The following is a 17,831-nucleotide window of genomic DNA, read 5'->3' on the forward strand; positions in this document are numbered from 1 at the left end:
TACTTATATGCTGTATAACCTCCACACGCATAGTTCGTCATATGATCCAAATATTTTCGAGATCGTTAACCGCTATCCTTACGAAACCATTGATGTGCCGTTTTTTTCGACAGGTATCCATCCGTGGTACATCGATACAGAAAAGTTAGAGGAACAATTGGCAATAATTGAAGATCGCCTGCAATTGCCAAATTGCCTTGCGTTGGGCGAATGCGGACTGGACAAGCGCATTGAAATTCCGCTGCAAATTCAAATCAAGGTTTTCGAAAAACAACTCCTGTTAGCGAAAAAACACCAAAAACCCGTAATTTTGCATCTTGTTGCCGCTTTCCAGGAACTGGTTGAAATAAAGGAGAGGATAAGTCCGGGTGTGCCGATGGTGGTGCATGGCTTTTCAAAGAACTGGCAGGTGGCAAAGCAATTGCTGGATAACGGCTTTTACCTTTCCTTTGGCAAATACCTGCTGCGTAACCCGGAACTTTCCGATGTTTTGGCACAGATGCCGCCGGACAGGTTTTTTCTGGAAACCGACACGATAGAGGAGGGGATCGCCGAAGTGTTCGCAAAAGCCGCTTGGGCAAGAAATATGGATATCGAGGAATTGAAAAATATTGTAAGCACTAATTTTAAAACCGTTTTTAATAATGGCTGAATGGACAGAGCGCGCCGAACTTTTATTTAAGAAGGAAGGCCTGGAGAAATTGAAGAATTCACACGTGATGGTTGTGGGTATGGGTGGTGTTGGCTCGTTCGCCGCCGAATTCATCGCGCGTGCCGGAGTGGGGAAGATGACGATAGTGGACGGGGACGTGGTTGATATTACCAACATAAACCGCCAGCTGCCTGCATTGCATTCCACAATAGGGCAGCCAAAAGTTGACATCGTTGGTGACAGGCTCATGGATATCAACCCGAAGCTGGAATTGATCCGTATAAAAGAATTCCTTTCACCCGACCGCGCTTATGAGTTGGTTACGGAAGAATATGATTACGTGCTTGACTGCATCGACAGCATTACCCCCAAGCTGAACCTTATCATTTCCGCACGAAGGAAAAAGGTAAAGATCATCAGTAACATGGGAGCAGGCGGAAAGTATGAGGCCGGAAAAGTCAGGGTGACTGACATCAGCAAGACTGATGTATGTCCGCTGGCCAAAACAGTTCGCAAGCGTCTTCGAAAAGAAGGGGTAAGCAAAGGGGTAAAGGTAGTTTTCTCAACCGAAGCACCCGATCAGGACAGCCTTAAAATGACTGATGGCACTAATTTCAAGAAATCGTTCTTCGGGACAAACAGTTGGATACCCGCGGTATTCGGGCTGCATTCCGCAGAAACCGTTGTAAAGTACCTGATCAGAAAGTAATTCTTTGTAAGTATATAATATAAACCCCAAAAGTGTTACGCCTTTGGGGTTTTATTTTTATGGATTGGCAGGCTTTTGCGCAGTTGTTACTGCAGGTTTAGTAGTTGTCTTCGTTGCTGTACCCGATGTCGAACCAGCCGGTTTGGTAGTAGCAGGGCGTGTCCTTGTCCCTGTTGACGGAGTAGCGCCGTTATATGCAGGGAGTTTTGTAGTCCCCGCAGGTTTGCCTTCAGTTCGTGCCGGCTTATTTGTGGCAGGGGCGGTAACATCAGGTGTCCTTGCCGGTACGGTAATGTCGCCCGGCATCAGGATAACATCGGTCTCCGGCGAAGTGGCCGGTGCGCCAAGTGGTATATAAATGTCCGTTACCCACTCCGATGGCCTTTTGGTTTGTACCATACCTTTAGTGAACAGCTCCACGTACTGACCGGATGTGTTTTCCTGTAAGCCATTGGCTGCTATATGTTTCCTTGCCGCGGCCCAGGCTTTCGGCAGGTGCGAGTGATCGCCCTTTAGTGTGGTTTTCAATGCTTGGAAGGCTTCCAGCTTATTGCCTTCGAACTCGCTGCCTGGAGCGGTGTACATTTCATCTTTTATCGGAATGCAAACCATGTACGAAGCGCTATCCTTTTGGGTGCTAAAATTCTTGTACAACAGGAATGGCGCACCGTTCGGCACTATTTTATTCTCTTTAATAAAGGCCATTAACTTAGGGAATATCTCTCCCGTTCTTTTCTGTATGTCAGATGTTTTTGATCTGATCGACTGGCCAATGTAGAATACACCCGTCTTGGTTACCTGGTCCTTTACCTCCACATTGTAATTGGAAAGTTCGTCCACAAGGAAGGTATTCAGGTTTTTCAACCCCTGCGTAAGCACGGCTTCCATTTTCTCGCCCGAATGGCCCTGCAGGACGGCATAAGCTTTTTCTTTAAAGCTCAGTTCGCCCACCATGCGCACTTTGATCTTTGTACCGCCAACAGTATCATTAAAACTCCATTTTATTTGGGAGTCCAGCCCGTCGATAGTGGCTTTCTGGATGATGGAATCGCTGTCAACCAGTTTAGTCGTCTTGATGCCGCCTTCGGTATCTGTATTTTTCCAGCCCATCGTAGCGCCATTTCCATAAGAAATATCAGAGTAGGTATAGGTGGCGGTGCTGTCGCTAATGATCCCTACATTTTCCCAGTTGCGGTATTCGCCAATATAGTTATAGAGCACCGTTTTAGGTACTTTTATCACGCTTTCTTTTGTAATATCATATTTCCCGTCCTGGGTGGCAATAAAAACGGTGACCGCGATCGCCGAAAGCAACAGTAGGAGAAGTACGTATTTTACAATTTTCATAAAAATTGAAAATTTTTAGTTTGTCGTAAAAATAGGAATATTTCTTTTAACAAACCAAATTAGTTTTCGCGGACTAATCCATCCATTCATATTCATTTTTCAGTTCATAAAGATCATTGAAGTCATTCCTTAATGTAGATGACCAGTGGTGTGCATCTTTCTCTTTTGGCTTTCCCAGATGAAAGTAATCCCTGCGATCAACTTCCACCCACTTGCCATCCTGAAGTTCAGATATGACTACTGATCTTGACTTAAAAGAAATTACATAATAAACATCCATTACAAAGTCTCTGATATCATCCAGCGGTGCTTCATATTTGTGGGTCACGTCACTGTCATCCGCCTTGCCTTTAATGATGACTGACAGGATACCATTCTTATCCACCTGGTACGGCTGCACGATCTTAAATTCAGGATCATACATCCAGCTGAATTCATCTGCCGATCTCAGCATCTTGTTCAGGTCTTTTACCAATGTCTTGTAATTTTTGTTTTCCTGGGCCTGCGAGCATACCGACGCAATGCAAACCAATAGCAGTACTATTTTTTTCATATATCCTTTAAAGGTAAAAAAAGGCCCGTAGGCCTTTGTTATCATTTGTTGTCGCAATCGATGAGATCCTGTGGGTAGGGCGATAGGCTCACCTTATCTACCAGCAGGTATATGTCTTCCTCTTCGGTAAATAGCTCGATCTCGGGGCTTACGCGTCCTGCCTCAAGGGCTTTTCTGTGGGTAGTAAGGTTGTAATCCCCAAGCTTATCGGTAACATGGTAATTAAAGGAGATCAATTCAGGGTAATCGTTCCTGAACTGAACTTTCCATTTGAACTGCTCGCCATTCTTCCCAACATACATTAGCCTGAAGGAAATTTTGCCGTAGCAGCTCGTTTTTTGCCAGTTGTCCCACACGCCTTTGTTTTGCTGGGCATTCATTGTGAGGCTTGCAAGGATAAATAATAATGCGATGATCTTTTTCATAATGATCTTTTTATTGGAATTCTACATCCGAAACACCTTCATTGAATTTTACTTCATTGTAAACCATTTCCGAAGCCATATTGTCAGACACGGTTGTCATTTTAAAAGGGAACAGTACTCCATTCACATCTCTGTAGTCAGAAAAATGATTGGCAGATCTGATAGTCATTCCGGCCGCATTGACCGTCATTGATGAGCCCAGGATCAATCCGTTTTTTACACTGTAGTAGTAAGTCATCGTCGCATTCGATTCCGGTATGACAAAACTTATACTATAAACATCTTCATTGTCAAAAGTAGTAATGCCATCAAGTTTTGCGCCTTTATCTACGGGGAACATACACGAGTCGTAAATACTCCTGTTGCTGCTCCTGTAAGCTTCGGCAGTAGCCTTATCCATTTTCTTGCGCTTGCCCTTTTCGTTTATTGTAAATGCGCCTTCATTATTGATAAGCGTGGTCATTATACTCTTGCCATCCATCGATACATTGCTGTAGCTGTTGCTGCCGCTGTTCTTAACCAATATCTCGCTGGTCGATGTCTGCCCGTTGAACGTAGCCTTAGAAGTAGCGCGCATGTACTGTGTTTTTATACCCTGCACTTTTTCTGCACCACCCATGGCGGCTATGTACTTTTCAACAACTGTCTGTACCGTTACGCCTGCCGGGGCTGGTTTACAGCTTGTTGTGGCTGCCGCCTGGCTTACGTTGGTTTTCGCCGGCGCAGTGCCTCCTATCAATAGTGTAGCAGACGCACCGTTGCTGCTATTGCCTGCAGATGATGATTGGTTTTGCAGGTTTCCGCCACTAAGTGTGTTTACCATGCCGCTCAGCGCCTGGGCGTTATTAACAGGTACGATCTGTGTACGGCCAAGGTCGAAATAATTCACGATCTGCAAGCCCCTCCTGTACGGTATAGTAAGTGTATCGGTATCTATCCCTTGTGGTCCGTATTTCCGGAGGATGAACTTATTGTCACCTTCTTTTAACGGAACGCGGGCATAACTTATTGTAGCAGGCAATGACTGCCAGTTGCGGGTATCGGCCTTTTCGGTAGCCGCGCCTGCCGCATCGGCGCCAAGCTTGGTAATATCTCCTGCCGTGCTGCCAAGTGCCTGTTCTGCCAACGCACCAAGGAACGCGCTTCCTGCTTTTTTAGTAGCAAAACGCAATACAAGGTTAATGGTCTCCCTGAGCATCCTGTCTTTCAGGCATTGTTTGGCTATCGGATAAAAATCCTGCCCAAGCTCAAATTGCTGTTCTTTGTCGTTTACAACGATAGCTGCCTTAGTGTAATAGTTTTCCCTCTTCCTGTACTTAGGGATCGCAATAGCATTGATACTGCCTATGTCTGTTCCCACGGGGATCGGTATAAGTATCTCCTCCATCTGGTCACCATCCATGTAGCTGCCGTAAAAAATGCCGCTACCGCCAGATGCCGTGATCACGATCTGGTCTTTGGCTGGGGAGAGGCCGTTTTCCCAAAACACTACAGCTTCACCCGTTGGCATTGGCGCAACAGGTTCGGGTGCCGGTTTTTCTTCTTCTTTCTTGCTTTTTCCCTTGCCTTTTTTTGGGGCTTCTTTTTTCGATGCAACTGGATCCGGGTCTATGCCGAACTTTTTACGGTAATCGTTATGTTCCTGGATAAAGCCCAATTGCTTGCTGGTGCGAAGCAGGTCCTGCTTCAGCTGTTCGGGCATGGCCACGCCAAAAAAGCGGCCGCCATCCTTACTGAAAATCCCCTCCGCATTGCGATAAGCAATAAAAGCATTGTTGATGTCTCCGGTACTTTCGTACAAGATACCCTGTAATATCTGCGAAAAGGCATCCTCGGTATACTTGTTCTTGTTCTCGCTGTATTTCTCATTAAACTCAAGCAGCTTGATATTGATGCGCTTGGCCTCGACCAGTGCTTCATCAGGCATACCCAGCTGGAAATAGTTCAGCGCTTTGTAGTAGTGTATGGTAACTTTCTCAAAATCCTCACCTTTATAAGGCTCGGCCATCGGGTTGGTAAACTTACCCGCGATGGCCTGCCCTACATTGGTCTTGATCTTGTCGTCTATCATGATGTAAGCCTGCTCCAAAAGGTTATTGCTGGCCTCATAATTGCCCTTAAGGTGCTCGAGCTTGCCTTTCTCAAGCAGGTACAGGAGTTTGTTCCTGTCCTTTTTGAGGAATTTGTTCTTGTCTATATTTACAATGGCATTGTCAAAGTTACCGTTCAGCAGGTCGTTCTCAATTTCCGAGGTCTTTGAGTTGTACGTCCCGCAGGATTGTAGGGCGATCAATAACAATACCGGTACTGCCTTAACGGAAGTAGCAATAATGTTTTTGGGTGCTTTCATTAGTATAGATGATTTGTTGGTTTGGTATCGTCTTGGTGGTAGTATTACATTTTCTTGTTGCCAAGGTACTTCTTGATCTTTTTGTCACCTATCCATACTTTGTCATTTGTCTGGATGTTGGTTAGCTCAAGGTCTACCTGGTAGTAGATCGTTTTTTCTTTTCCGGCCTGGTCAACGATAGAGTTGATAGTACCCTGAAGCATAAAGTCGGCGCCGTTCTCAAGTCCGAATTTCTTCATTGTAGACTGTGATGAGAAGTTTTGCTGGTCGGCCCTTTCAGCCCTTATTTCCTCACGCTTGTCGGCGCCCTGAACCAGTTTCATCCTTCCTGAGTTGATGATCGCTTTCTCGATGTCTTTAGAAAAAGTCTCCGAAGCGATATGCTCGTGCGACTTGTTCGTAATGATGCCCACGATGATAACCGGTTTTTTGCTGCCATTCTCAGATGCGAATGTGCTGTACCAGGAGTGGTCCATCATTTCAGCAGTGATCTCTTCAGCCGTTAGTCTTGAGTCGGTCTCGTTCCACCTTCCGCTTAGGTCGGTCACTGTATTCTCGCTTACGCGTTGAACATTTGGAGTTCCGCAGTTAATAAGTGTGAATCCTAAGGCAAGTGCGGCGATAAATTTAAATGGAGTTGTTTTCATAATGTCTTAATTGATTAATTAGGGTAAAAATACTAATAATTTTTATGTTAATTTTTCCTTTAAGCAAAGGTTGTACCAAAAAAATGAAAAAATAAACATTTGATTAAATTTTTTTCTTTTTACCCTAACTTACACGGATCGAGATCTTGCTTACAGATAGTTAATCAAATTGCGAACAGTCAAGGTCGATCCAGTATTGTGCCTGGTCTTCATACAGGTAACCGTACTCATCACAATCTTCTGCCGCACTAAGCAAGTTAAGGGCTGCTGTCCTCAACGAGCTGCAGTTGCCGGATGTTGGGTTGGTAGAGAATGTGTTGCTTCTGGTCACAAGGATGTCGGCAAGGGCAATAAGGTCATCGCCGCAGTCGCTGCTAACAGATGATGATTCTTCTTCTTCGCATGATACTGCAAAAGCGGTTACTCCAAAAAGCACTAAGGCTAACGATAGTTGTTTCAATTTTTTCATGGTGGTGATCTTAAGGTTTATAATTAATTGTTACTGCAAATTTGGATCATATATAAAAGCGTGTAAATACCTATTAGTAGGTATTTTTCTATAAAACTTTTGTTAATCAAATCTTTATCCCTAAAAATGGGGATACAGCGACTGTTCGTTGCAACGAAAAAATATTTAAGGTCCATGTTGTGGAAGGAATGCATGAAGGGTCTTGCTTGTTATTACAAAATATCATACTTTTCACATGTGAAAAAAATGCTGCACATTCTGTTATTTTTTATCTGCGCGGGTGCCTTTGCCCAGCAGGAGGACGCCTGGGTTTATTTTACCGATAAGCCCAATGCTGGATTTTATTTTGCCAATCCCCTGGAAATGCTGTCTCAAAAAGCACTCGACAGGAGGGAGGCCCACAGTATTGAACTGGATATCATCGATGTTCCTGTTCATCAACAGTATATCGACCAGATAGCTGGTTTTGATGGGATAACTGTAATGGCGAAGTCCAAATGGCTCAATTGTGTGCATGTACGTGGCACGGAAGATAATATCCATAACCTTGAGGGACTGCCTTTTGTAGACCATGTACATTTTGCCAACAAGCTACTCAATACTTCAGGAAGGCCAAGTGCCATACATCAGCCTTCTGCAGTGAATAAAGTAATGGAGACCGCAGCTGAGTTCAGCTATGGCAATTCGGCAAACCAGATACAAATGCTCAACGGCCACGTGTTGCATCAGCAAGACCTTACGGGCACAGGCATGACGATCGCCGTTCTGGATAATGGCTTTCCCGGAGTAGATACCGCACAGCCTTTCGAGCGGCTTTTTGACAATAATCTTATCCGGGGCGGTTATAATTTTGTAGCCGGGTCTGATAATTTTTATACAGGCGGTACACATGGTACACTGGTACTGTCTACCATGGCAGGATATACAGAAGGCCAGTTGATAGGTACGGCCCCCGATGCCTTTTATTACCTTTTTGTGACCGAAGATACCGCACAGGAGAATCCCGTTGAAGAATCTTACTGGGTAGAAGCTGCCGAAATGGCTGACAGCCTGGGGGTAGATGTGATCAATACTTCACTTGGTTATTTTCTGTATGATGATCCGAATTACAGCTATACTTACGAAGATATAGATGGCCAAACGGCTTTTATGACCCGTGGTGCCAATGCAGCCTTTACAAGAGGGATATTGTGTGTAACGTCTGCGGGTAATTCAGCAAATACAGCCAATCCTAATATTACAGTACCGGCAGATGCCTTCAATACACTTACCGTTGGCGCTGTGGATGCGGCTGAACAGTATGCCTCTTTTAGCTCCATAGGGCCGTCGTTCGATGGGAGGGTCAAGCCTGATGTCATGGCGCAGGGACTTGCTTCGGTTTTATCGAATACGCAGGGTGAGATCACCGCCGCGAATGGCACATCCTTCTCAAGTCCTATAACTGCCGGGCTCGTAGCCTGCCTGTGGCAGGCATTGCCGGAACTCACCAACCAGGAGATCCTGCAATTGGTAAGACAGTCTGCCGATAGGTATAACAATCCCAATGGGCAATATGGCTACGGCATACCCGACTTTGCACTGGCCCTCAATATGGGATTAGAGCTTGAGGAAAAAAGCACACATTCATTTATGTTATATCCAAATCCTTCATATTCTTTGGTTAACATCAGTTTTCCTAAACAAATAAATGAAGTTAATATTTCGGTGTATAATATCGTTGGACAGTGTGTATTGAGTCAAATAACATTGGCTACACAGCCTTCATTTTCAATAGGCCATCTTGCGACGGGCATTTATAATTATACTATAAGCAGCAGCAACGGCGTACAGTACGGCAAGATCATTAAGCAATAATTTATCTAACCAATAATGAACAGGATCACACAGCTATTTACTATACAATACCCAATAATACAGGCAGGAATGATATGGGCCAGCGGATGGAAGCTTGCAAGTGCCGTGAGCAATGCCGGCGGGCTCGGCATAATAGGAGCAGGGTCAATGTACCCAGAAGTGCTGCGGGAACACATTCAAAAATGCAAAAAAGCCACCGATAAGCCCTTTGCCGTAAATGTACCTATGCTGTACCCGAATATTGAGGAGATCATGGATATTATCGTTGCCGAGGGCGTAAAGATCGTTTTCACCTCTGCGGGCAACCCTAAAACCTGGACAGGCTTTTTGAAGGAGAGAGGCATCACGGTGGTACACGTGGTGAGCAGTGTTAAGTTTGCGCTCAAGTCGCAGGAAGCCGGTGTTGATGCCGTAGTGGCCGAAGGCTTTGAAGCAGGAGGGCACAACGGGAGGGAAGAGACCACTACTTTTGCGCTCATCCCAATGGTGAAAGAGCAGCTTTCTATTCCGCTGATCGCTGCGGGTGGGATCGCAACGGGCCGTGGCATGCTGGCCGCAATGATACTTGGCGCCGACGGTGTACAGGTAGGGAGCCGCTTTGCCGCATCTGTAGAGTCGTCATCGCACGATAAGTTCAAGCAGGCGATCATAGATGCACAGGACGGCGATACCCATGTTACGCTCAAAGAGCTGGCCCCGGTACGCCTTATAAAGAATAAGTTCTTCCATGATGTGATGGCGCTTTATGCCACAGCTCCCTCGGTAGATGACCTGAAAACGTTATTGGGACGTGCCCGTGCCAAAAAAGGGATGTTCGAAGGCGACCTTGAGGAAGGGGAGCTGGAAATAGGGCAGATAGCAGGGCTTATACACCAAATAAAGCCTGCAGGCGAGATACTCAGGGAAATGCTCGCCGACTTTGAGACAGCAAAGCAGGAAACAGCATCTTTGTCTTTTTGATAATTTAATTTGAAATTACGGTTTCCAGCAATTCACTGTCAAATATGGCCACGGGTGATATGACTTTTTCGTCATAAGGAACCTTGTTGCCATAACGCTCTGTAAGTTTTTGCTTTACGGCCGGGCTTGCAAGGTCGAAGTCTTTAAGTGTTTGCAGTTTTCCTATCTCTACACCTATGCTTTTACTGTACGTTTTCCAAACCAGCTCAGAGCAATACATCTGTTTGTTGCCCCATCCAAAATAAATGTCATAGTCCCGCCCATTATATACTCCTGCGTAAACTTTTAGTTTATGAAGATTCCTTTTGGTTAGTATCCCGTCGGCATCTTTTAAGCGTTTCACCACATAATGGCTGTCTTTGCCACGTTTTATCCATTCTTTCAATGGAGTGGACCGCACAGGCTGTACCGCTTCAAAAACGTATGTCTCATCAGCTGTTTTAAAAATGATTCCACAATGCGAATACCGCGAATGTGTAGCCAGCTGTATTGCTTTGCTTTGCACCGATGTAGATTCCTGGAATATGATATCACCTTCCTGTAAAATTTCCGAAGGGTTATTTTTAGGGACATCTTCGGCAGAAGGTTTGCAGCAGCATAATAAAAATGGCAGTAATAGTAGTACAACCTTTTTCATATCACTTTTCTAAATTTTTGCCCGGTTTTGAATGCGGTAAATGCTAAAAGCAGCATCAGTATGAATTGTGTTATTATTAAATAAAAGGAAGTATTTCCTGAATTTTCTTTCATAGGGCGGGTTTCATCGGACAAAGTACCTGTTGACGGATTTATGTTCCATCCGGCTTGTGAATTGAAAATTCCAATATACTCAATTATATAGGAAAAATACACGACTAAAAATATTGTGGCTATCATGAAAATGCTGGTGGCAATTGCATTATTAAATCGCCCAACAATCACCCTGATAAAATAAACGATGAACAGCAGGGGCAGGATAAAAATTACAGCCAATACCGGTGCCTCTATAACAAAATAGGTGTCGTGCACATTGATGTCAAATGTCTGCGATATACCTCCACCCAATACATACCAGGCAGGCAGAACCAGGAAACCAAACAGCCACAATGCTTCTTTAAGCCATTTACTCATACTAAAACTTATTTTCTACCTCAGCGGCCTGCAGCATGAGGTAGTGCAGGTCGGTGTTTTTTACAAATGGCTTCAGCAGTTCGCTCCCCGGCCCGAACATGGCCAGCTCCACATAGTCGGCTGAGTGGTCCATGCTTATCCAGCCTACTGATGTATAGTCCTTCTGCATTTCGCTAAAAGTTTTAAACGGTAGCTTTTTATAGTTATACAGGCCATCCTCACCCTTTTCAAAACCGGTGTAATAACCAAGTATCGTTTTAGCCTGTTCTTCAGACAATGCAGATCCGTTCGCTGAATTTATAATGTCCCTGACTTTTGAAACGTTATACTCCGGCGTTATTGTATTGAGTATCCACTCATTGGTATGGGTAAATTTTTGTACCCTGTCAAAATTATCATTGGCATTTTTTCCGTAGATCACACCAGGGTTGGCATTGCCATGGTCGGTAGTGATGATCACGAGCGTATTTCCATCTTTTTCAGCAAAATCGATCGCAACTTTTACAGCCTCATCAAAAGCTACCTGGTCAAACAGTACTGCGGCAATATCGTTGGCATGTGCGCCCCAGTCTACCTTACCTGCCTCAACCTGTAATACGAAGCCGTTCTTATGGCCTTTCATGCGGTCTATGGCTTTTTGTGCCATCTCGGCAAGGGTAGGGGAGTTTTCTGTAAGTGACTTGTCATTTGTTCTGTCAATTGTGTAAGGCAGCGCGTCATCGCCAAATACACCCAAAATAGGCTTGTCAATGGCAGCAGCCATCATTTCCTTCCGGTTGCGCACTACCTGCCAGCCTTTGGCTTTATAATCGGCATATACGTCTTTTTTATCTTTACGTGTTAAAGAGCTAAAGTATTTGTCACCTCCGCCCATCATAATGTCGAAGCCGAGCCTCAGGTAATCTTCGGCGATTTCATCCTGTGCATTGCGGCTGTCGTTGTTCACGCAAAAGCCTGCGGGGGTAGCATGGGTTATTGGGACAGTAGTAACACATCCGGCCATTTTGCCAGCCTTCTTGAATTTTTGCCATATAGGAAGGTATTTTTCACCGTTAGGGCCAATATTCAGCACACCGTTCTTTACCCGTATGCCGCCGCCCCACGAAGAACTTGCCGCGGAGGAATCGGTCACGATAGAACTTGCCGATGCCGTATCCATCAGTGCACGGCTTACCCTTTGGTCTTTGTACAACTGCATCCAGTTGGACGCTTTTCCGTATTTGCGGTTCAGGTACAGATCGGCCATGTTGAGCGTACCTGTGCTCATGCCATCACTCACAAGGAATATAATGTTTTTAGCCTTCTTGTTCTTATTTAAGGTACCTTCGTCAAATATCCTTGCTGTACCTTCTAACGGGCTCACCAATGTTGCCCCGAGCGTAAACAGCGATCCGTTCCTGAAAAATCTTCTCCTGTCCATTTGTAAAAGATGTTGTTTTGCCCAAAGGTAAAAAACTATGCCGAAAACATTATTTTTTCAATGTTATTTATCTGTTCACAACTAAAGTGAGAAGGTAATACTAAATGCCCCCCGAAAAATAATAGGCGGTAGGGCTCAAATACTCAATTAACCGTGCACGAAAGCCAGGCCTTTACTTTCTTTGCCCCCAGGAGACCGGGATTAAAGAAATCATAAACCTTATTTTCCTTCTTTTAAATAGTGATAACTTAGTAACAAGGATCAACAATTAACAACAACAATTATGAAAAGACTAAATTTTTTACTTGCCGGATTTATCGCACTCGGCATGGCTTCATGCTCAGATGACGACAGTAGTTCCACCTCGGTGAATGGCAATGCGACGGCCATACGCAACAACATGAAGTCAGGCACATGGAGCATTGCCAGCTATACTGATGATGGTGAGAACGAAACGCATCATTTTGCCGACTACGATTTTACCTTTGCGGAAAATGGCGTGCTCACAGCTACAGATGGTACCAATACCTATAATGGGATGTGGAGCGTTACTGATGACGACAACAGTAGCGATGATGATAACAATAGCGATGATATCGATTTCAACATCGGGTTCACGTCGCCGGCTTTATTTGCCGATGAACTTACCGATGATTGGGATGTTGAATCGCGTACAGGAACAAAGATCACACTTGTTGATATAAGCGGAGGCAATGGTGGGACCGACCGTATCGTGTTCGAGAAGAATTAATCGTTTTTTAAAGTAGAAAGGGCTTCGGCCCTTTTTTATGTCAATGAGATCTCTTGCTTTTTCTTTTTTACTATGTACATGATGCCAACGAGCATACCGATCGCACCGCCAAGATAGCTAAAATTATGCATGCACCCCACCATGTAAAAGGATGTGGTGTCCGTGATCGTACCAAATTCATATTTGTAATAAAGCGCTATCTCTTCATTGTTGCGGGTAAGCCAGCCATATCCTAAACCTGCAAAGCCGCTGACAATTGCTGTGCAAATGGCGAATAGTATAGCTTTTAAAGAGGTGCGCAGCATTTGCCGCGTGGTAGTATGCCCCAGCGCTACCAGTCCAAATACTATCCCGATGATAGCTCCTACCCACCATGTTGCTATAATGCCGTTAAGTGCGACTGCCAGTCTCGGGTGTTGCATCGTTTCTTCGGGGTCGCTGGCCAGGCCAAACATCAGGAACTTGAACTTTGTATAATATTCAGGAGATATGGTATAGGTGAACTGATCGTGCAGTAGGCCGTAAATTGAGGCAATGGTGATGGACAGCGCAATGGTCAGAATGAGTGTGGGAAGTTTTTTCAATTGCAATTATCTAAAGGTATGATGCTTATAGTTTTATCTTTTTATAATCTTGGTCAAAGCCTTTCTCAGTACCCCACATTTCATCAAGATAAGCTTTATCTGCAATGATCAGTGCATCAAGTTTTAATAACGAGGCTATATTATCTTCGTTTACATCTGCATCAAGTGCAACTTTCGTAATAATGATCAACACTTCATTATTTGGAGAGTCAAACTCAAAACAATTCAACTGTACCAAATGAGTATCGGTAGTGCCGCCCGACATATCATTATATCTGAATCCGTTGGTGCCAAATCGTTTCCTTATATCTTTTAATGAAGTTTCGCCAAAAGTAAAACCCGGCAATAATGATTCCTTACCTGCCGGATCCTGGAGCCAGTCGTTTTCCATGAATGCAACTTTTCCATTTACAGAAGTAACTGAAAGATCGTTACCATTTTTAGTAAGGTATTTTACCATGTCCCCTTCTCTTGCCTTTTCTTTAAGTTTCAAATTTTTCAGTGCGGGCTGCGGGCTGCCGATTTTTATGCCGAGCATGGAAATATCACCTGACACAAACAGGAAGCATACGGTAAGAAAAGAAATAAGGATTTTCATATCCAGGTTTGTGGTTTGAGATTTATTAGTGGTTTGAGATTTATTATTTGAAATTTTTCCAGTCGCTCAGCTTTATTGTTTTCGTTTTTTTCACCCTGTCGGCCGCCTCGCTGTCCCAGGCATCTTCAATAACACTGATCTTATTTTTATTTAGCTTCGTAATACGGCCCAGATAGACCTCATCGGTACAAATGTGGCATTCCGCTTCGCCAAAATACCGCCATTGCCCTTCCTTGTATGTATAGAATTTCATCCTACCCCAACATCCTATCCACCATATGGGCACAACGATCACTTCAGAAACCTTATCGCCGTCAATATCGCCAATATCCTCTACATAGCCCATCACGGCATTGCCATCGTGTATGGAGGGAAGCCCACACGAAAAGGTAATATCTATCTCATAAGGTGTAACTTTCGGATCGCCCCAGCCTTCATCATCATTGATCCATTTTGGGCCGGTCACAAAAGCCGTATCGATAATCTTATCATGGTTAATGTCGCCCATGACCAATGTGTCCGTATCGGTAGCGGCTGTTGATGGAATTTGGACAACAGATCTTGGACTGTATGAAAATACAGTGAGCAGGGCAACGGACAAAAGTACGACCAAATATTTCATGGGTCAAATATATCGGATCTTTATATTGTTAGCGGTAATAGCGATGAAATATAATACAGTTAAGTAGCAGGCTTCAAAAGATGATCAAAAAGTATTCCCTTCCAGCCACTCAGCAAAATCAGCGACAGTATAAAAAATATGGTCCGGCTTCATGGGTATAAGTGCATCGGGTTCGGCGGTCTCGGCCCATGCCGCAGAAACTATCGGAATACCTACCTGCCTGCATGTAAGGATGTCACTGGTAGTGTCGCCCACATATACCACCTCATCTTTGCCCACATCGCCCCACGCTTCCAATACCGCTTCTATGCCATCAGCTTTCCTGTTACCCTCGGGGTTGCCAGCCTCAAGTAGTTCAAAAAGGTGCGAAATACCGAATTTATCCAGCGTGATCACCGCGCTTGCCCTGCCTTTTCCCGTTACCATAGCTACACGAACGCCTTTATCCTTTAACGATGCGATCAGTTCGGGCATTCCGTCAAAAGGGGCGGGGCACATAGCGTGGTCCTCTTCATAAATACGAAGGTACTCGCTCACGCCCTTATCATAATGGTTCGGGGCAAATGCCATAATGGTACCTTCTTCCGACGGGCCAAATGTAGCGATGATCTCGGCATCCGAAACAGCGCGCCCGGCCAACGGCTCGATCGATCGCCGGAAAGAGGATATGCAAAGCGGGAGGGTATTGGCAATGGTGCCATCAAGGTCGAAAATTACGGCTTTCAGTTTTTTCATTGGTTTTAGGATGATCAGATGGTTGCTAATTTAGTAAGAATTTTGTAGCTTTGGTAATCACCGATTTAAAATTACCATGAAGATAGTTAGCCATTTTGCTGTGATCGCGGCTTTATTTATGTTTTCTTTTACCACAACAGCGCAGGAAGATGAGGGCGGCCTGTTTACGCCGGGTACCAACTTCGAAATGACCGCCGTGAAAACAAACCCTGTATTTTGGGTTAATAAAACCAATGAAGCCAATGTTTATTTTGAAATGAAGGACAGCATAATACTGCTCACTATGCAATCTCATAAAGACCCGGGTATACGGAACATCACCAATGCGGACCTGGTATACTTCAGCGATCACGGATTCATGCTGCATAGTGAGGACAGCTCTTATTTTTTTGGGCTTGGCAATAAAGGATCCGGCCAATATTTGAAAATACTGAAATATGCGGAAACAGGCGAAATAAAAAGCTTTGAAGGTTACGGCATTGCAAAGCATTATTGGCCGAAAGATAAAGCTCCTTCTGTTGAGGTGTTAAAAGCGGCAAAAAGCATATACGATGTGAAATAAATTTTCCGCTACAATAAAAAATGCCACGAATTCATTAAATGCACGGCCATCCGTACGGTTCAATTCGTGGCGCATCATTTTAAAGTCTCTCTTTATTTCTTAGCGATCCTTATGTTCTTTACAGAATTGCCTGACCGCACTTTTACAATATAGGTACCTCCGGGTATAAGATTTACAACAGAAAGGTCTTTGTAGCTGAAAGAGGCCGATGAAGCCCCTATTGTTACGGGAAATTAAACCATTATGCGGTCAGATCAAATTCCCGACCAAGTTGTCTACCTGATCTCGTGTTCCCCGCAGTCGGCACGAAGTTCATCGGTCCTGAGTTGCGATCTGATAAGGCTGCAATAATGTTGGCCATCTTCGGAAGAATAGAAACGGCACGAAACGCAATTACGTTTTATAGAGATAACACCTTTCTGGTTAAGGCCCTGTATGAGCTGGGTTAAGATGCTGTAGAATGTGTTTTTATCGTCGGTAGCAATATTCCCCAGCAAATTTTTGATAACCCCATTAAATGATGATACCCTGTTGGTAATCTCTTTTCCCGCATCACTGAGGGATAGGGAGAAGCTGCGTGTGTCTATCGGGTCAGGATATTTTACAAGCAACCCTTTTTGGATAAGCACTTTTACCGAGTCGCTAATGGTCGCTTTTGTAAGACTGAATTCCTCGGCAAGATAGCTTACACGGCACCGTTCAGGCCGCTGGGAAGCAATAAATAGGAGTATCTGTATCTGAATGGGACTTAATCCTGTTTTTTTGCCCTGTTCCAGCAACAAAACTTTGAAAGCTTCCGAAATTCTCTCAAGAGCAAATAATATCTGTTTATCAATTGATGAATTATCGGATGCTTTCATTTATTTTAATTACAATTTTCCATCTCTATGATCGAATATCCTTTTGCCTCAATATCGGCAACTATGTTAGGCGGTGCTGCACTTACATGGCAGAAACGGCACTCGTCTGACTTTAAAATATGCCCTGCCTCACCTTTACCTGCAAGGTAATGCGCTCCAAATTTAAATATTATTTCCTGTTCTTTTACCGTTTCCGGCACCACAATGTCAAAGTGCATGATCTTTCCGCCCTTGCGCTGTACATAAGTATCCCAAATAGCTACTTTCATAATTAGTAAAATTATGATGCTCCCCGGTAAAGGGAGCATCTGTTATTTAGTTTTTAAGATCATCTATTGAAGCACCGAAATTAATATGGAGAACATTGCCATTGGAAAGTACAAGTGCCGGTACCGACCGGACACCAGCGTTCTCAGCTTCGGCGACCTTTTCTTTTTCGTCACCAAGATGAACTATTTCCACATCCTGTTCCCCAATAAGTTTTACGATGTCATGCTCTGCGCTTACGCATACCGGGCACCCTGCGTGATAAAATACATGTTTGCTCATTGTTATACTGTTTTATATGATAGGCATTATTGCCGGAACAAATATAGTTAGGATTACTAACTATATTTAAATTT

The 17,831-nt window shown here is 44.2% G+C and carries 22 protein-coding genes; 6 read left to right on the forward strand and 16 right to left on the reverse strand.

Features of this window, described 5'->3' with window-relative positions:
* Nucleotides 1–7: 7 nt before the first annotated feature.
* Nucleotides 8–652 carry a TatD family hydrolase gene (locus ACT6R0_RS04190; RefSeq protein ID WP_444651576.1) on the forward strand — a complete coding sequence of 215 codons (645 nt, stop codon included), beginning with the start codon at nt 8–10 and terminating at the stop codon, nt 650–652.
* On the forward strand, nt 645–1,361 hold the full coding sequence (locus ACT6R0_RS04195; RefSeq protein WP_444651578.1) for a tRNA threonylcarbamoyladenosine dehydratase: 717 nt from the start codon (nt 645–647) through the stop codon (nt 1,359–1,361). The genes ACT6R0_RS04190 and ACT6R0_RS04195 overlap by 8 nt, the downstream gene beginning before the upstream one ends.
* 57 nt (nt 1,362–1,418) lie before the next feature.
* Here the strand turns inward: ACT6R0_RS04195 and ACT6R0_RS04200 are convergent, their stop codons facing one another.
* The 6 genes from ACT6R0_RS04200 to ACT6R0_RS04225 form a co-directional block, all read right to left on the reverse strand.
* The gene (locus ACT6R0_RS04200; RefSeq protein WP_444651580.1) at nt 1,419–2,708 is read right to left on the reverse strand and encodes a GyrI-like domain-containing protein; all 1,290 of its coding nucleotides are present in this window, start codon (nt 2,706–2,708) and stop codon (nt 1,419–1,421) included.
* A gap of 73 nt (nt 2,709–2,781) precedes the next feature.
* The gene (locus ACT6R0_RS04205; protein ID WP_444651582.1) at nt 2,782–3,261 is read right to left on the reverse strand and encodes a hypothetical protein; all 480 of its coding nucleotides are present in this window, start codon (nt 3,259–3,261) and stop codon (nt 2,782–2,784) included.
* 41 nt (nt 3,262–3,302) lie between these two features.
* Nucleotides 3,303–3,686 (reverse strand): hypothetical protein, encoded by a 384-nt coding sequence (locus ACT6R0_RS04210; protein ID WP_444651584.1) that lies wholly within the window; start codon nt 3,684–3,686, stop codon nt 3,303–3,305.
* A gap of 10 nt (nt 3,687–3,696) precedes the next feature.
* Nucleotides 3,697–6,036: a hypothetical protein gene (locus tag ACT6R0_RS04215; RefSeq protein WP_444651586.1), complete on the reverse strand. Its 2,340-nt coding sequence runs from the start codon at nt 6,034–6,036 to the stop codon at nt 3,697–3,699.
* Nucleotides 6,037–6,080: 44 nt separating this feature from the next.
* Complete coding sequence (locus tag ACT6R0_RS04220) at nt 6,081–6,683, reverse strand: penicillin-binding protein activator LpoB (RefSeq protein WP_444651588.1); 603 nt, start codon at nt 6,681–6,683, stop codon at nt 6,081–6,083.
* A 160-nt stretch (nt 6,684–6,843) separates the two neighbouring features.
* Nucleotides 6,844–7,152 (reverse strand): hypothetical protein, encoded by a 309-nt coding sequence (locus tag ACT6R0_RS04225; protein WP_444651590.1) that lies wholly within the window; start codon nt 7,150–7,152, stop codon nt 6,844–6,846.
* Between the two features lie 246 nt (nt 7,153–7,398).
* Here ACT6R0_RS04225 and ACT6R0_RS04230 point away from each other — a divergent pair, with 246 nt between their 5' ends.
* Both ACT6R0_RS04230 and ACT6R0_RS04235 read left to right on the forward strand, forming a co-directional pair.
* Nucleotides 7,399–9,006 carry a S8 family serine peptidase gene (locus tag ACT6R0_RS04230; RefSeq protein WP_444651592.1) on the forward strand — a complete coding sequence of 536 codons (1,608 nt, stop codon included), beginning with the start codon at nt 7,399–7,401 and terminating at the stop codon, nt 9,004–9,006.
* Nucleotides 9,007–9,021: 15 nt separating this feature from the next.
* Nucleotides 9,022–9,966: an NAD(P)H-dependent flavin oxidoreductase gene (locus ACT6R0_RS04235; protein WP_444651594.1), complete on the forward strand. Its 945-nt coding sequence runs from the start codon at nt 9,022–9,024 to the stop codon at nt 9,964–9,966.
* Nucleotides 9,967–9,970: 4 nt separating this feature from the next.
* Here ACT6R0_RS04235 and ACT6R0_RS04240 read toward each other — a convergent pair whose 3' ends face one another.
* The 3 genes from ACT6R0_RS04240 to ACT6R0_RS04250 are packed head-to-tail and all read right to left on the reverse strand — an operon-like array spanning nt 9,971 to nt 12,496.
* Nucleotides 9,971–10,603, reverse strand: a complete 633-nt coding sequence (locus ACT6R0_RS04240; RefSeq protein ID WP_444651596.1) for a YiiX family permuted papain-like enzyme — start codon at nt 10,601–10,603, stop codon at nt 9,971–9,973.
* Complete coding sequence (locus ACT6R0_RS04245) at nt 10,600–11,076, reverse strand: hypothetical protein (protein ID WP_444651597.1); 477 nt, start codon at nt 11,074–11,076, stop codon at nt 10,600–10,602. The genes ACT6R0_RS04240 and ACT6R0_RS04245 overlap by 4 nt, the downstream gene beginning before the upstream one ends.
* Nucleotide 11,077: 1 nt before the next feature.
* The gene (locus ACT6R0_RS04250) at nt 11,078–12,496 is read right to left on the reverse strand and encodes an alkaline phosphatase (RefSeq protein ID WP_444651599.1); all 1,419 of its coding nucleotides are present in this window, start codon (nt 12,494–12,496) and stop codon (nt 11,078–11,080) included.
* A gap of 283 nt (nt 12,497–12,779) precedes the next feature.
* On the opposite strand from ACT6R0_RS04250, the gene ACT6R0_RS04255 reads away from it, so the two are divergent.
* Complete coding sequence (locus ACT6R0_RS04255) at nt 12,780–13,247, forward strand: hypothetical protein (RefSeq protein WP_444651601.1); 468 nt, start codon at nt 12,780–12,782, stop codon at nt 13,245–13,247.
* Nucleotides 13,248–13,282: 35 nt separating this feature from the next.
* Here the strand turns inward: ACT6R0_RS04255 and ACT6R0_RS04260 are convergent, their stop codons facing one another.
* The 4 genes from ACT6R0_RS04260 to ACT6R0_RS04275 form a co-directional block, all read right to left on the reverse strand.
* The gene (locus ACT6R0_RS04260; protein ID WP_444651603.1) at nt 13,283–13,831 is read right to left on the reverse strand and encodes a hypothetical protein; all 549 of its coding nucleotides are present in this window, start codon (nt 13,829–13,831) and stop codon (nt 13,283–13,285) included.
* A gap of 25 nt (nt 13,832–13,856) precedes the next feature.
* A complete protein-coding gene (locus tag ACT6R0_RS04265) occupies nt 13,857–14,429 on the reverse strand; it encodes a hypothetical protein (RefSeq protein WP_444651605.1) in 573 nt (190 codons plus the stop codon).
* A gap of 43 nt (nt 14,430–14,472) precedes the next feature.
* Nucleotides 14,473–15,051, reverse strand: a complete 579-nt coding sequence (locus ACT6R0_RS04270) for a hypothetical protein (RefSeq protein ID WP_444651607.1) — start codon at nt 15,049–15,051, stop codon at nt 14,473–14,475.
* 84 nt (nt 15,052–15,135) lie between these two features.
* Nucleotides 15,136–15,786 carry an HAD family hydrolase gene (locus ACT6R0_RS04275; protein WP_444651609.1) on the reverse strand — a complete coding sequence of 217 codons (651 nt, stop codon included), beginning with the start codon at nt 15,784–15,786 and terminating at the stop codon, nt 15,136–15,138.
* A 76-nt stretch (nt 15,787–15,862) separates the two neighbouring features.
* On the opposite strand from ACT6R0_RS04275, the gene ACT6R0_RS04280 reads away from it, so the two are divergent.
* On the forward strand, nt 15,863–16,348 hold the full coding sequence (locus ACT6R0_RS04280) for a hypothetical protein (protein ID WP_444651611.1): 486 nt from the start codon (nt 15,863–15,865) through the stop codon (nt 16,346–16,348).
* A 275-nt stretch (nt 16,349–16,623) separates the two neighbouring features.
* Here ACT6R0_RS04280 and ACT6R0_RS04285 read toward each other — a convergent pair whose 3' ends face one another.
* The 3 genes from ACT6R0_RS04285 to ACT6R0_RS04295 are packed head-to-tail and all read right to left on the reverse strand — an operon-like array spanning nt 16,624 to nt 17,757.
* On the reverse strand, nt 16,624–17,208 hold the full coding sequence (locus ACT6R0_RS04285) for a MarR family winged helix-turn-helix transcriptional regulator (RefSeq protein WP_444651613.1): 585 nt from the start codon (nt 17,206–17,208) through the stop codon (nt 16,624–16,626).
* A gap of 5 nt (nt 17,209–17,213) precedes the next feature.
* A complete protein-coding gene (locus ACT6R0_RS04290; protein WP_444651614.1) occupies nt 17,214–17,477 on the reverse strand; it encodes a DUF2024 family protein in 264 nt (87 codons plus the stop codon).
* A 46-nt stretch (nt 17,478–17,523) separates the two neighbouring features.
* Complete coding sequence (locus ACT6R0_RS04295; protein ID WP_444651616.1) at nt 17,524–17,757, reverse strand: thioredoxin family protein; 234 nt, start codon at nt 17,755–17,757, stop codon at nt 17,524–17,526.
* Between the last annotated feature and the right edge of the window lie 74 nt (nt 17,758–17,831).

This window comes from Flavobacterium sp., from assembly GCF_052437795.1.
GTDB lineage: Bacteria > Bacteroidota > Bacteroidia > Flavobacteriales > Flavobacteriaceae > Flavobacterium.

Excerpts from the sequence above, each read along its gene's own strand:
- ACT6R0_RS04190 (WP_444651576.1), top strand. The coding sequence starts at position 8 with ATGCTGTATAACCTCCACACGCATAGTTCGTCATATGATCCAAATATT.
- ACT6R0_RS04195 (WP_444651578.1), top strand. The coding sequence starts at position 645 with ATGGCTGAATGGACAGAGCGCGCCGAACTTTTATTTAAGAAGGAAGGC.
- ACT6R0_RS04200 (WP_444651580.1), bottom strand. The coding sequence starts at position 2,708 with ATGAAAATTGTAAAATACGTACTTCTCCTACTGTTGCTTTCGGCGATC.
- ACT6R0_RS04205 (WP_444651582.1), bottom strand. The coding sequence starts at position 3,261 with ATGAAAAAAATAGTACTGCTATTGGTTTGCATTGCGTCGGTATGCTCG.
- ACT6R0_RS04210 (WP_444651584.1), bottom strand. The coding sequence starts at position 3,686 with ATGAAAAAGATCATCGCATTATTATTTATCCTTGCAAGCCTCACAATG.
- ACT6R0_RS04215 (WP_444651586.1), bottom strand. The coding sequence starts at position 6,036 with ATGAAAGCACCCAAAAACATTATTGCTACTTCCGTTAAGGCAGTACCG.
- ACT6R0_RS04220 (WP_444651588.1), bottom strand. The coding sequence starts at position 6,683 with ATGAAAACAACTCCATTTAAATTTATCGCCGCACTTGCCTTAGGATTC.
- ACT6R0_RS04225 (WP_444651590.1), bottom strand. The coding sequence starts at position 7,152 with ATGAAAAAATTGAAACAACTATCGTTAGCCTTAGTGCTTTTTGGAGTA.
- ACT6R0_RS04230 (WP_444651592.1), top strand. The coding sequence starts at position 7,399 with ATGCTGCACATTCTGTTATTTTTTATCTGCGCGGGTGCCTTTGCCCAG.
- ACT6R0_RS04235 (WP_444651594.1), top strand. The coding sequence starts at position 9,022 with ATGAACAGGATCACACAGCTATTTACTATACAATACCCAATAATACAG.
- ACT6R0_RS04240 (WP_444651596.1), bottom strand. The coding sequence starts at position 10,603 with ATGAAAAAGGTTGTACTACTATTACTGCCATTTTTATTATGCTGCTGC.
- ACT6R0_RS04245 (WP_444651597.1), bottom strand. The coding sequence starts at position 11,076 with ATGAGTAAATGGCTTAAAGAAGCATTGTGGCTGTTTGGTTTCCTGGTT.
- ACT6R0_RS04250 (WP_444651599.1), bottom strand. The coding sequence starts at position 12,496 with ATGGACAGGAGAAGATTTTTCAGGAACGGATCGCTGTTTACGCTCGGG.
- ACT6R0_RS04255 (WP_444651601.1), top strand. The coding sequence starts at position 12,780 with ATGAAAAGACTAAATTTTTTACTTGCCGGATTTATCGCACTCGGCATG.
- ACT6R0_RS04265 (WP_444651605.1), bottom strand. The coding sequence starts at position 14,429 with ATGAAAATCCTTATTTCTTTTCTTACCGTATGCTTCCTGTTTGTGTCA.
- ACT6R0_RS04270 (WP_444651607.1), bottom strand. The coding sequence starts at position 15,051 with ATGAAATATTTGGTCGTACTTTTGTCCGTTGCCCTGCTCACTGTATTT.
- ACT6R0_RS04275 (WP_444651609.1), bottom strand. The coding sequence starts at position 15,786 with ATGAAAAAACTGAAAGCCGTAATTTTCGACCTTGATGGCACCATTGCC.
- ACT6R0_RS04280 (WP_444651611.1), top strand. The coding sequence starts at position 15,863 with ATGAAGATAGTTAGCCATTTTGCTGTGATCGCGGCTTTATTTATGTTT.
- ACT6R0_RS04285 (WP_444651613.1), bottom strand. The coding sequence starts at position 17,208 with ATGAAAGCATCCGATAATTCATCAATTGATAAACAGATATTATTTGCT.
- ACT6R0_RS04290 (WP_444651614.1), bottom strand. The coding sequence starts at position 17,477 with ATGAAAGTAGCTATTTGGGATACTTATGTACAGCGCAAGGGCGGAAAG.
- ACT6R0_RS04295 (WP_444651616.1), bottom strand. The coding sequence starts at position 17,757 with ATGAGCAAACATGTATTTTATCACGCAGGGTGCCCGGTATGCGTAAGC.